Origin of the sequence: Wolbachia endosymbiont (group A) of Cydia amplana (assembly GCF_964028495.1) — a bacterium.
Classification (GTDB): domain Bacteria; phylum Pseudomonadota; class Alphaproteobacteria; order Rickettsiales; family Anaplasmataceae; genus Wolbachia; species Wolbachia pipientis.
Genome location: NZ_OZ034792.1, coordinates 159,253 through 172,140 on the forward strand (window position 1 = coordinate 159,253; position 12,888 = coordinate 172,140).

Annotated in this window: 12 protein-coding genes and 3 tRNA genes; 2 read left to right on the forward strand and 13 right to left on the reverse strand. The window is 35.7% G+C overall.

The features are described 5' to 3' along the window. Positions 1 to 20: 20 nt before the first annotated feature. The 5 genes from gyrA to ABWU40_RS00830 form a co-directional block, all read right to left on the reverse strand. On the reverse strand, positions 21 to 2,729 hold the full coding sequence (gene gyrA, locus ABWU40_RS00810) for a DNA gyrase subunit A (RefSeq protein WP_141456691.1): 2,709 nt from the start codon (positions 2,727 to 2,729) through the stop codon (positions 21 to 23). Positions 2,730 to 2,781: 52 nt separating this feature from the next. Further along, positions 2,782 to 2,854 (reverse strand) — tRNA-Val (locus tag ABWU40_RS00815). Positions 2,855 to 3,694: 840 nt separating this feature from the next. Further along, positions 3,695 to 4,570 (reverse strand): tetratricopeptide repeat protein, encoded by an 876-nt coding sequence (locus tag ABWU40_RS00820; RefSeq protein ID WP_353279198.1) that lies wholly within the window; start codon positions 4,568 to 4,570, stop codon positions 3,695 to 3,697. Positions 4,571 to 4,738: 168 nt separating this feature from the next. Further along, entirely contained in the window at positions 4,739 to 5,128 is a 390-nt protein-coding gene (locus ABWU40_RS00825) for a DUF1284 domain-containing protein (RefSeq protein WP_006279825.1), read from the reverse strand. Continuing rightward, positions 5,125 to 5,652 (reverse strand): biotin transporter BioY, encoded by a 528-nt coding sequence (locus ABWU40_RS00830; RefSeq protein ID WP_015589442.1) that lies wholly within the window; start codon positions 5,650 to 5,652, stop codon positions 5,125 to 5,127. The genes ABWU40_RS00825 and ABWU40_RS00830 overlap by 4 nt, the downstream gene beginning before the upstream one ends. Before the next feature lie 85 nt (positions 5,653 to 5,737). Here ABWU40_RS00830 and ABWU40_RS00835 point away from each other — a divergent pair, with 85 nt between their 5' ends. Together ABWU40_RS00835 and dapF are read left to right on the forward strand one after the other, a co-directional pair. After that, positions 5,738 to 6,325: a nitroreductase family protein gene (locus tag ABWU40_RS00835; protein ID WP_006279823.1), complete on the forward strand. Its 588-nt coding sequence runs from the start codon at positions 5,738 to 5,740 to the stop codon at positions 6,323 to 6,325. Next, positions 6,306 to 7,094 (forward strand): diaminopimelate epimerase, encoded by a 789-nt coding sequence (gene dapF / locus ABWU40_RS00840; RefSeq protein ID WP_006279822.1) that lies wholly within the window; start codon positions 6,306 to 6,308, stop codon positions 7,092 to 7,094. Before ABWU40_RS00835 ends, dapF begins: the two co-directional genes overlap by 20 nt. 8 nt (positions 7,095 to 7,102) lie before the next feature. On the opposite strand, the gene sucD is transcribed toward dapF, so the two are convergent. From sucD to hemF, 8 genes are all read right to left on the reverse strand, one after another. Next, on the reverse strand, positions 7,103 to 7,978 hold the full coding sequence (sucD, locus tag ABWU40_RS00845; RefSeq protein WP_141456694.1) for a succinate--CoA ligase subunit alpha: 876 nt from the start codon (positions 7,976 to 7,978) through the stop codon (positions 7,103 to 7,105). 3 nt (positions 7,979 to 7,981) lie between these two features. Further along, positions 7,982 to 9,133: an ADP-forming succinate--CoA ligase subunit beta gene (gene sucC / locus ABWU40_RS00850; RefSeq protein WP_015589445.1), complete on the reverse strand. Its 1,152-nt coding sequence runs from the start codon at positions 9,131 to 9,133 to the stop codon at positions 7,982 to 7,984. A gap of 37 nt (positions 9,134 to 9,170) precedes the next feature. After that, positions 9,171 to 9,371, reverse strand: coding sequence for a 30S ribosomal protein S21 (rpsU, locus tag ABWU40_RS00855; protein ID WP_006279819.1), 201 nt, complete (start codon positions 9,369 to 9,371; stop codon positions 9,171 to 9,173). Between the two features lie 199 nt (positions 9,372 to 9,570). Beyond that, positions 9,571 to 9,644 (reverse strand) — tRNA-Pro (locus ABWU40_RS00860). 209 nt (positions 9,645 to 9,853) lie between these two features. Beyond that, on the reverse strand, positions 9,854 to 10,540 hold the full coding sequence (locus ABWU40_RS00865; RefSeq protein ID WP_015589447.1) for a 16S rRNA (uracil(1498)-N(3))-methyltransferase: 687 nt from the start codon (positions 10,538 to 10,540) through the stop codon (positions 9,854 to 9,856). Positions 10,541 to 10,568: 28 nt separating this feature from the next. Next, a tRNA-Glu gene (locus ABWU40_RS00870) sits at positions 10,569 to 10,640 on the reverse strand. 68 nt (positions 10,641 to 10,708) lie between these two features. Beyond that, complete coding sequence (locus tag ABWU40_RS00875; protein WP_227738571.1) at positions 10,709 to 11,920, reverse strand: ankyrin repeat domain-containing protein; 1,212 nt, start codon at positions 11,918 to 11,920, stop codon at positions 10,709 to 10,711. Between the two features lie 81 nt (positions 11,921 to 12,001). Further along, positions 12,002 to 12,826 (reverse strand): oxygen-dependent coproporphyrinogen oxidase, encoded by an 825-nt coding sequence (gene hemF / locus ABWU40_RS00880; protein ID WP_015589449.1) that lies wholly within the window; start codon positions 12,824 to 12,826, stop codon positions 12,002 to 12,004. Positions 12,827 to 12,888: the final 62 nt, after the last annotated feature.

Below are 12,888 nucleotides of genomic sequence, written 5' to 3' on the forward strand. Positions count from 1 at the left end.
CGCTTTTTGTTTAACCTGTACTACGGTTGAGAAGAGATAGAGTTTTCAACTTCAAAAATACTATCTTCAGTGGAATCAGGATCTTCAATTTTCGCTACTGACACCACTTTTTCTCTACTTTCTGTTTTAAACAGAGTGACTCCTTGAGTGCTGCGTCCTGCAATTCTAATCTCATTGACCGAAATGCGAATTAACTTTCCTTTATCTGTAATAAGCATTATATTATCACCCTGCTCAACTGGAAAACTAGCAACAACATTACCGTTTCTGCTAGTAGTAAGAATATTGGTGATACCAACACCACCCCTGTTAGTTACTCTATATTCATACGCAGAAGTTCTTTTACCAAAGCCATTTTCAGTAATAGTTAATATAAACTCCTCATTCACTGCAAGTTTTAAGAATAATTCGTTATCTATTCCTAAATCATTCAAAGTCTTTTCCAATTTAGAATCAATGGAGTTATTAATTGCAGTCCCCAGTCTTTTTGCAAGTGGAACTTTTAAGTAAAGTTCTTTTGTTTCTGTTGCTACACCTATCCCATTTAATATGGTCATGGATATCACGCTGTCATTCTTTACAAGTTTGATACCTCTTACGCCATCTGAATTGCGACTCTTAAATTGACGCACATCACTTACAACAAATCTGATACTTTTTCCAAGCGTTGTTGAAAGTAAAACATGGTCAATTTCATTACATACCTTAACCGATACTAATTTGTCTCCTTCATCGAGCTTTATTGCTATTTTTCCATTGCTTGGAATATAGTGAAAGTCCGCTAAGGAGTTACGCCTTATGTTTCCATAGGCAGTAGCAAAAACTATGTTTTGATTTTCGTCATTTTCACTTGGCAATGGCATGATATTAGTTATAGTTTCACCATCGCTAAGCGGAAATATGTTAACAAGTGCTCTTCCACGTGCGGTTGGCTCTGCAAGAGGTAACTTATAAACTTTTAATCTATAAACTCGACCAATGTTAGAAAAGAATAAAAAGCTAGTATGGGTATTTCCAACAAATAATTCTGTGATTACATCCTCTTCTTTTAATCCCTGTCCTAGCTTTCCTTTTCCACCACGACGCTGAGTTCTGTAGTGAGAAAGTTTTACACGCTTGATATAACCATTCATAGTTACGGTTATCACCATATCCTCTTGTGGAATTAGATCTTCAGCTTCAATGTCCGCGTCTGACTCTTCTATTGAAGTTTTTCGCGGCACAGCAAATCTGTTCTTTATTTCTTGTAGATTGTTTTTTATTTCTTTCATCAACTTCTCTCCTGAGCCAAGAAAAGCGATATATTCTTTTATCAGGTTGATCATTGAACTTAGCTCAGCTTCTAATTTGTCTTTTTCAAGGCCTGTTAAACGCTGCAGTTTCATATCAAGGATAGCTTTAATTTGTAGCTCAGTTAATCTATACACTCCATCTTTCAAAAAACTTGCGCTATCTGAAATCAACTCGATAATAGTGTTGATTTCATTCGAAGTTTTCCATTCTTTATTTAAAAGTTCTCTACTTGCTTCCGCAGGATCTTTTGCACCGCGGATGATTTTTATCACTTCATCTATGCTGAGGACCGCAATGTAGAGCCCTATATATATATGAGCTTTTTCTCTCGTTTTTCTTAGACGAAATTCTGTTCTCCTGATTAACACTTCTTTTCTAAAATCAATAAAGGCCTCTATGATTTCTTTCAATGACATCAAAGCAGGCCTGTTGTTATTGAGCACTAAAGTGTTAACACTAAAACTACTTCTTAGTGGAGTTAGCCCCAATATTTGATTAAGTATAAAACTTGCTTCAGCATTTCTTTTGAGGTCAATTACTACTCTAATACCAGACTTATCGGACTCATCCCTAATTTCTGTTATACCATCAATTCTTTTTTCTTTTACAAGCTCACCTATCTTCTCAATTAATTTTACTTTATTTACCTGGTAAGGTATTTCATCAATCACTATTGCTTGCCTATCTTGTGGCAGATCTTCTATATGAGTCTTGCCTTGCACAACAATTGATCCACGACCAGTTGCAAATGCTGATCTTATTCCAGACCTTCCAAGAATTGTTCCCCCAGTTGGAAAATCCGGCCCTGGCATCACTTCAAGTAACTCATCCAAAGTAACTTCAGGATTATTTACATATAATATACAAGCATCTATTATTTCTCCAAGATTATGAGAAGGAATATTGGTTGCCATACCAACTGCAACACCACTTGCACCGTTTACCAATAGATTCGGAAACTCTGCAGGCAGCACAACTGGTTCTGTTTCATTTCCATCGTAGTTTGGCCTAAAATTAACTGTATCTTCATCAATATCATTCAGTAAAAAGTGCGACACTTTTTGAAGTCTTGCTTCTGTGTATCGCATTGAAGCTGGTGGATCTCCATCTATCGAACCAAAGTTACCTTGCCCATCAACAAGTGGTAAAAGAAGAGAGAAATCTTGGGCCATTCTAACCAAGGAATCGTAAATAGCTGCATCACCATGTGGGTGATATTTCCCCATTACATCCCCAACTATACGAGCTGCCTTTTTATATGGCTTACCGGCATCGAATCCAGCTCTTGACATTGCATATAATATGCGCCTGTGAACAGGTTTAAATCCATCCCGCACGTCAGGTATAGCCCGGCTTATGATAACGCTCATTGCGTAGGAAAGATAAGAATCTTCCAGCTCTTTTACTATTGAGATTGGTACTATATTATCCTGCATTTTCTATACTTTAATTGAAGTAATTAATAATACTAACATTCAGTTAAGCAAATGGGCAATGACAGACTTGAACTGCCGACCTCCTCGGTGTAAACGAGATGCTCTACCAGCTGAGCTAATTGCCCCTTTAGATCTAATTCTATAGCTCAATATTATTATTGTAAACAAAAATAGCAATAAATTGTATCCGTTCAGCAGAGTGGCAAAATAGGTAGACAAGGTGATCTAAAAAGATAATCATAGAGTAAATGTGAGGTAAGTCCTTACAATAAATGGTGTCATCCAAGTAGCCGACACTGGGATCCAGAAAAAAGAATGGTGTCATTCCAGTGCTTGACACTGGAATCCAGCTTTTTCATAATCATTAAAACGTTGTATTTTTACATAAAACAGCTATTTTTATGCTCGCCAACTTAATAAAATTCCTGGATCCCAGTGGGCTTTGTTGCATCGCTAGCTATGATGGATTAAAGATAAAAAAGATAGCGAATATCAGTAGCTTATTATTCTGGTATTTATAACAAGAACGGTCAATGAATACCTAAATTTGAGTAAAAGAAATTTCACTACCATTTACCAATCCGGCTAAAATTCAAGAATTTCAATGCTTTAGCTATTTTCAATAGAATTAAATTTATTAATATAAATAACAAATTACTATTCTTAAATTTGATCAGATTGATTGCAAAAAAACAAGATTTTCAATAGGTTGCTTATAATCCTAACTATAGTTAGCCTTTCATAAGTAGCGATGCAACAAAGCCATCCCAGTGTCAAGCACTGGGATGACACCCTCCTGATGGGCCAAAATCACAATGTTCGTACAGTTATGCATTTGTTGTGCAAATTACCTTTGCAAACAAATGTTCGTACAGCTGTGTGTCACACACTTTGCTTCAATATTTGCACATTAGCCACTCCCTTGAACAGATACGATAAATTAGCTTTAGGTAAGCTATAAGCTTTTATGAAATCTTTGGGTGCGTGCTGTGAAGTTTTATAAATTTTAGTCTTGCTGTCACTTTGTATAAAGGTATTTTTTCACTCACATCTTTCGAAGTTGTAGCCATGTTTAACAACTTTAAGTAGAATATTGTAGCATTTTGAAAATCTGAAAGTTTATCTAGAATAACAGCTAAATTATAAGTATAAAAAATATTGTTTTCATCGAGGGAGATAGCAGTTATCATATACTCTTTACCTTTTACATAATCCTCCTTTTTCATATAGATCAGACCTAAATTTGCTAATAAAGGAGCATAATTTTTATGTATATCATACAATTTTAACATTTCACTCAACGCCAGATCAGGATCATATTGTGAGATTATCGTCAGAAAATTTTTTAATATGTAAGGGTTACTAGGGTGTTCTTTTAACAGTCTTGTGTAAATCTCTACAGCTTTTTTGTATTCTTTATTAGCGTAATAAATATTTCCCAATCCAATTAAAGCATTTTTATGATAAGGAAACTTTGCGATAATGTGATTAAGGAGAGAAATAGCTGCTTCATTATCTCCTGATTCAAAGGAATCTTTTGCTTTTTTTAAAGTAGAGTATATGTCAAAACTCTTGCCAGAATTCTGCGAAATTTTGATATTAAATTTGTCACTTTTTCTCTCAATAACATCAAAATCTTTATATTTTTTATCAGCTTTTATATGCTTGACAACACTATCGAAGGCCTTTTGTATCTCCAAATTTTCACTAGCATAGGTAACAGAAGACCTCCATAAAATCACAACGCAAATTAACATGCAGATAAACATAGGTCCTAGTGTTGTGGCATTGGCTGCAGCGTGTAACCAGTAAACCTTATTTCTTTGAGCTATGCGTAACACATTACAAATTCATAAATGCTAAATTACCTATCTCATACAATAATAAAGATATTATTAATTAGCGGGACGAACATGCTGTGTAGCTTTTCAGAATGCATTTATCTTTTGTCTTCCATATTTCGCTTTATTTCCACAAAAATGCTTCAATTTATCTTAACATTTTGTCAACTACCTTTGTAGATTTAAAAGGGCATTTTTACATATTCCATATGGCTGCCAGTTGCACCCCTCACATGCGTACTCGAATTTCTTTAAAGACATTTTCTCCCTAATCTTTTTTACTGCCTCATTCCAAGTTAAAGTCTCGCCAATTTTAATTCCTAAAATTTCCATATGCCTTCTATCTAGCTCTAAAACTTTAGCTTGTGTGGTGCATTTACCTTGTTTAGTCTGATTTGGACAAGCACTACAGATATTATCAAGGTTACCAACTACTTCGATTTGAGTACTAATTACTTTGCTTGCTATCCTTTTATAATTTTCTACAAAACCCTGAGAATACCCATATCCCCGAAAGGCGAGGGTGCACATGAAATGATGAGGGCGAAATTTTATCATTTTTTCAAATATTGCAAAGCTGCTACAAGTAGAAAAATTTTTATCAAACCAGGAAGGATAAATGGTAAAACACCTACCATTATTGCTTGTCCCAGACCCAAGTAAACAGCAAGCCAACTAACACCACAAATAAAGATTACAACTGTACCAGCCAGACAACTTAAAGAATTACATACAAATGATTTATACTTAGAGTTCAGTAATTCATTTACTTTGCTCATTACCATAACAGCAGCTAAACAGCCAATTAAATATCCACCGGTTGGTCCAAGAAGAGCGTGATAACCACCAGAAAAATTCGCAAGAACAGGCAATCCTGCTGCACCAAGTGATAGATATGTAAGCACAGAATAGAATGCTGTTCTGCGGTTAAATTTAAGCCCAATAAGCATTACTCCTAAAGTTTGCAATGTGATAGGCACAGGCTGCAATGGTATGCTTATTTGAGCCATCAAGAATAAAAGTAAAACGCAAGACAATATTTCAGCCAGTGTTGATCTGCTGCTAGATTGTGTTATAAACATACCTTCCCAATAAAAATAACTTATTAAATGTAATATATGTGTATGAGAGGTTTTGCAATTTAAATTTTGCTTATATTGTGCTACAATGAATTATTTATGCACTATTAAATTAAAAATGATGAGTAAACAAGATCTATTATCGTTGATGAAAGCAAGACACAGCGGACGTTCATACGATCCTACAAGAGCAATATCTCAGGAAGACATGGATATTTTAATGGAAGCTGTAAGGCTGACTCCCTCATGTTTTGGTGATGAACCCTGGAGATACGTAATATGCAACAAACAGAACAATCAAAGCGCATGGGAAAAGCTGCTAAATTGCCTTGATGAATCTAATCAAAAATGGGCAAAAGATGCACAAGTGTTAATCATATCTTTAAGTGCTAAAAACTTCCGTAAACAAGGTAAAGGAGAAAATCTTTGGGCTAATCATGATACTGGTGCAGCAAATTATGGACTTATGTTACAAGCTGCAGTTATGAACTTAATGGCCCATCAAATGGGTGGATTTGATAGAGATAAAATAGTGAAAGAGTTCAATATACCCAATGACTTTAACGTAATGTCAGTGATAGCGGTTGGTTACGAAGAAGAGGGTGCTGAAACAAGTAAGAAGAAAAGAAGACCAATAGAAGAAATATTTTTTTATGATGAGTGGCCAAAATTCTGAAAATTTTATCAAAATGCACGGCACTGGTAACAATTTCGTTATCATAGACTCACGTTCAACAAACAATTTAGACTGGAACCATAGACAAATTGCTGATCAAAGCAGTTGTGATCAAGTGATAATTATAACAATGTCTAATGCTGCAGACTGTTTTATGCATATCTATAATGCTGATGGCAGTCGAGCTGAAATGTGCGGAAACGCAGCACGCTGTGTTGGATATTTGATAATGTCAGAAAAAGGTGCTGAATACTCCATTATTGAGCTAACAAGCAAACGCATTTTAGAGTGTTTTAAAGTGGGTGATAAATCCATAAAGGTTAACATGGGTAAACCTTTGCTAAAATGGCATGAAATTCCCTTGTCTACTGAGTGTGACACTCTTCACTTACCTATAGAGCTTGAAATGCTAAAAGATCCTGTTGCAGTAAATATTGGCAATCCTCACATAGTTTTTTTTGTTGATAACATAAGTGAAATACCATTGCGAAATTTAGGACCAAAGCTAGAAAATCACGCATTATTTCCTCGGAAAATTAATGTTAGTATTGCACAAGTTGAAAAGTCTGGAGAAATAGCTTTAAGAGTTTGGGAAAGAGGTACAGGCATTACTGCATCATGCGGTAGTGCAGCCTGTGCAGCACTTGTTGCATCCACACTACGTGGATATCTGGTTGCCCAACAGACTTCAGTAAATTTACCAGGAGGCAAGTTATTAATCGAATGGGCAAATAACGTATTCATGACCGGTGATATAGGGTTTTTGTGACCCTAATTCTAGTGATGCATTACTTCCAATACCTTCTTACCAATTACTGCAGGGGTTTCAGCAATTGCAATCTCGGCACTCCGCATAACTTCTAGTTTTGCACCAGCACTTCCACCGCTGGAGGAGATGATTGCTCCAGCGTGTCCCATACGTCTTCCTGGAGGTGCCGTTTGGCCTGCTACAAAACCAACGATTGGCTTTTTAGTTTTTTCTGTTTTCACAAAATGTGATACATCTTCTTCTTCGTTTCCACCTATTTCACCAATAACTACAATACCATGAGTATCGTCATCTTTTAAAAAGAGCTCCATACAGTCAACAAATGTCATACCATGAATTGGATCCCCCCCAATTCCGATACACGTGGATTGACCAAGACCAACAGCGGTTGTTTGTGCTACTGCCTCGTAAGTTAAAGTTCCGGAGCGAGACATAATTCCTATGTGTCCACGCTTATGGATATGGCCAGGCATAATTCCTATTTTGCATTCTTCAGGTGTAATAATTCCCGGACAGTTGGGACCAATCAATCGACTTTTTGAGCCGATAAGCGCACGCTTAACTTTCACCATATCAAGTATAGGAATGCCCTCTGTAATACAAATTATCAATTCTATTTTTGCATCTATTGCTTCAAGTATTGCAGCAGCAGCAAATTTAGCAGGTACATATATAACTGTAGCATTTGCACCGGTTTTTTCTTTGGCTTCTGCTACAGTATTAAAAACCGGTAAATTAAGGTGAGTGCTACCACCCTTTCCAGGAGTTACACCTCCCACCATTTTCGTTCCGTAATCAATTGCTTGCTCTGAATGAAATGTGCCTTGTGCACCAGTAAAACCCTGGCATATTAATCTTGTATCTTTGTTTACTAAAACGGACATGCTTTATTTTACCTCTTTTACTATCTTTTGTGCAGCATCACCCAGTTCATCTGCAGCAATAATATTTAATCCTGACTCTTCTAAGATTTTTTTTCCTTCTTCAAAATTAGTACCTGATAATCTAACCACTAGAGGAACTTTAATGCTCATTTCTTTTGCAGCCGCAACAATTCCACTTGCGATAATATCGCAACGCATTATACCACCAAATATGTTAACCAGAATTCCTTTTACGTTGCTATCAGACAATATGATTTTAAATGCTTCAGTTACAGTTTCTTTACTCGCTCCACCACCAACATCCAAAAAGTTAGCAGGCTCTGCTCCGTAGTATTTTATTATATCCATTGTTGCCATAGCAAGACCTGCACCGTTTACCATGCAACCAATACTGCCATCCATTTTGATGTAACTGAGCCCATATTTTGAAGCCTCTATCTCTTCTTTCACTTCTTCATCATAATCACGAAGTTCCATAATTTCTGGGTGACGATATAAAGCATTGTCATCGAAATTAATTTTCGCATCGAGCGCAATAAAATCTCCAGAATTTGTTTCAACCAGTGGATTAATTTCAATTTGGCTCGCGTCAGTTGCAATAAACGCATCATATATTTTTTTTGCAATGTTCGATATCTTTTCTATTTGTTCTGGACTCAAATCAAAACTGCTGCTTAACTTGCTGCTATCAAAACTTGTAGCAGAATCAATATCAAATTTCACAATTTTTGCAGGAGAATTTTTCGCCACTTCTTCAATGTCCATTCCACCTTCTGAGGAAAATATGAATATTGGCCTACTGAGCTTCGGGTCGATTACCAGGCTTAAGTAATACTCTTTCTTAATGCTTGAGCCTTCTTCAACGTACACTTTTCTTACTTGCTGCCCGCTTGGCCCTGTTTGATGAGTAACTAAAGTCATACCAATCATGTCCTTTACAAACTGTTGAGCTTCTTCAACTGACTTTGCTAGCTTTACGCCACCGGCTTTACCCCTACCACCTGCATGAATTTGAGCTTTAACTACAAACACGTCAGATTTTAATTGACTTACTTGAGTCTTTACTTCTTCCGCAGATGTAGCAACAAAACCTTTTGGCACTGGGACATTAAATTTATGCAAAACTTCTTTCGCTTGATATTCGTGAATATTCATAAAATAACCAATGATAAACTATTAACCTGAGTACAAACTACCAACCATAACGCTGCCTTCTGCACTCTTGTTGGTACCTCTTTTTTTTAGCTTCAGCTTTCTTTTTAGCTCTTTTTTCTGATTTTTTTTCATGATATTGTTTTTTCATTTTCAACCCTCTTCCTTCCTTTTGAATTGTTTTTTTCAATACTGGAAGAGCTCTGTCTACATCACCATAATGGACTGATACTTCTATCAAACTCTATACCTCCTTCGGTAATCATTTCAAAATCTATTTATAAATTAGAAAATTAACATTGTCAATTATTTTATAAACTTGAGCGTTAAAATGTAATATGCCATAATTTACATGGTGAATAATGTCATTCCAGTGTCAGCTACTTGCTTACTGATGGAGATTACTCTTATGTTACAGCGTTCTTACAATTATACTAACATCGGGGCGGAGAGATTTGAACTCCCGACCCTTTGGTCCCAAACCAAATGCGCTACCAGACTGCGCTACGCCCCGACTTCTTTACTCAGAGTATCAATAACTCAGGCAAAATGCAAGATTCATTTGTTTACTTTAGAAAAAATATAATATGAGATTTAATATTATCTTAGAATATGTTTTTTATTAGCTCCTCTTTAACAACAGACTGCTTCGTAGAAAGTCTACAGGGTTTTTGTGCGCGCAACACTGAACCAGATTTCTTTATCTTAGCCATATTTAAAAATCTAGCTACACCAATTGGTGAAAGTTAGTGCAGCAACCACAGCGGTATCGACTCTTAAAATTCTTTTTCCTAGACTCAATTTTTGACAAAACTTATCGGCAAGATCAAGTTCATAAGATGAAAAACCACCTTCAGGGCCAACAATAATAGCAACATTTTTCTTACCTTTCAGCACTTTATCAGCTTTACCTGTTTCATCACATAAAACAAAATTTTTACTCTGGGAATCAGGTAATTCGCAAAAGTTAATAGGAGGCAAAATCTCTGGTATACTCATCCTACCGGATTGTTCCGCTGCTTCGATTGCTTGTAATTTTGCTCTACTTAGGTTAATGTTTTTTACTACTGTACGTTCCGTTGAAATAAATTGAATGCAAGTTATTCCCATTTCAGTTGCCTGTCTTACTATGTTGTTCAAAGCAGCACTTTTTACCATGGCACAATACAGGTATAAATTTTCCTCATATTGCTGTTGTTTGGCACATTCTTTGAGTGTAATTTTTGTCAATTTACGCGATATATTAACTACTTCTCCTAACCATTCTCCATCTTTTCCATTAAAAAGAGAGAGATTATCATACTTCTTAAGCCGCATTACATTGCAAATATAGTGACTTTGTTGTGGATTAAGTGCTAAACTCACGCCTTGTGATAAAGCTTCTTCAACATAAAGCCTAATTTTTCCCATTTAAAACTTTAATTATATTCTATTTGAGTGACTCTTACGGGATTTGAACCCGTGTTACCACCGTGAAAGGGTGGTGTCCTAACCACTAGACGAAAGAGTCAACTTGAATCTAACTAGGTTATATCGATTACATATATAAAGTCAATTCAATTATTTTGAATCACATAGTTAGAGGGATATATCAGTAATCTTATATCGACAGCCTCCTATTACTCCATGCTCAATACTCACTGAACCTATCTCAGATTTAGGAGCTAATTCTAATTGTTGTTCAACTTTTGTATCGGAATCATAGCCAGAATCGTAGCCAGAATCTCTACGCTCATATTTCTGCCTTATTTCTTCTACACTAAAGCCAGCCTTGGTCTTAATTTTTTGATCATTAGTCTGTTGCTGACTTATCGACTTATTAGCACTTAGCTCATTTAGCTTCACTTGCCAATCATTCACTTTATCTTGCACTAACCCATGGCAAGTTCCAGAATTAGCTTTTATGTCTTTTGCTTTTCTTTCTGCTCTTTTCTTGGACAAATCTACCCTAGCATAAATAGGTTCTGACGACTGTTCTGGCTCTTTCTGTTTTAGGCTAGCAGGCTTTTTTTGTTCTGAAAGATCATCTATAGTGCAATAAATAGGTTCTTCTGATATACTCAAATAACCACTATCTTCCAATGATAAATTTTCAGTGGATTTTTTATGTGAATCATATATTTCAGCATAAATAGATTCTTCTGATACACTCAAATAACCATTCTCCCCTAATGAGTTACTAACCTTAGCATCATACACCTCAGCGTAAATTGGCTCTTTTGAAGGCAAAGCATCATAATTAGTGCTCTTTGGCTTATACTCAAAAGTTCTAGAAGGTTTTTGAGGTGGTATTACATTGTTGTTCACCTCAGCGTACATAGTTATTGGCTCATATTCAGAGGTTCTAGGAGGTTTTTGTTGTATAGCTTCAACATTCAAATCATCTGTAGAATAATACTCTGCGCCTTTTCCTAGTAAAAAGGAAACTGTGGGGTGAAGAATTATCTCTGCTGGTAAGTTTTTCTCACTATCCAATTTTAGATTTTTTGATTCTGCTAAACTCTCAATAACACGAATTATAACATTCTTTCCATTCTCATCTATTGAGTGGATATCAGCTCCACGATTAATCAGCAATTCCATTATTTTGTGATCTGTAGCATGTCCTAAAGCCTGATTTAAAGCTTGATTATTATTTATATCAAATGATCCTGTATTCTTGAGAGACATAGTCTTTGAAAAGAATTTTCTAAAACTATTTAATGCATCATAGAGAATTAGAGTCAGTTTAACACCTTTTATGTCATTGTTTTTGACAGATTTAATTAAAAAATTATCTATTATGCCCATGATTATACCCCCTATATAAAAGCTCACTATCATGGTGCAATTTTAAACTATGATGATTTATTTTCTACTAATAGCAGCTCTCTATAACCACTTAACAAGTGGTGGCATTGACATCATAATTGCATCTGGATTGCCGTCCGTCATTAAACCAAACCTTGTGCCACGATCGTATAACAGATTGAATTCTACATATCTGCCACGTTTTATTAATTGATTTTCTCGTTGTTCTTTTGTCCAAGATTTTTGCATATGTTTACGTATGACGTGCGAATAAATTTCCAAAAAGGCTTCACCTACTGCTTTTGTGAACTCAAAATCGTTTTCCCAGTTGCCAGAACTCAGATTATCATAGAAAATGCCACCAATGCCACGTGGCTCTTTTCTGTGTTGTAAGAAAAAATAATTGTCACATTGCTCTTTAAATTTTGGATAATATCCGGTGTCAAATCTATCACATGTCATTTTGATTGATTCATGAATATACTTGCAATCTTCTTCATTTCTATATATTGGCGTAAAATCCATTCCTCCACCAAACCATTGTTTTGAAGTATATATCAGCCTTGTGTTCATATGCGCTGCAGGGATAAGGGGCGATTGCATATGAGACACTAAAGATATACCGCTTGCCCAGAACTCTCCGTTACTTTCACTTGCACCAGGAATTTCATTGATGGCTGAATCTGCAAATTTTCCGTGTACTTTTGAAACGTTTACTCCAACTTTTTCAAAAACATTACCAAAAATAATTGTAGATTCACCACCTCCACCACCTGGGCGATCCCACTTTCTCTTTTCGATCTTTGGCTCTGCGGATGATTGTTTTTCAATTAATAAGAAAGATTCTATGATCTTATCTCTTAGTGCACAGAACCATTTAAATGCTTGTGTTCTTTGTTTTTCCATAATACCCTCTCGCTAGCTTATTAACATTGTTATATCTGATATTTAAGGAACTTAATTAGATT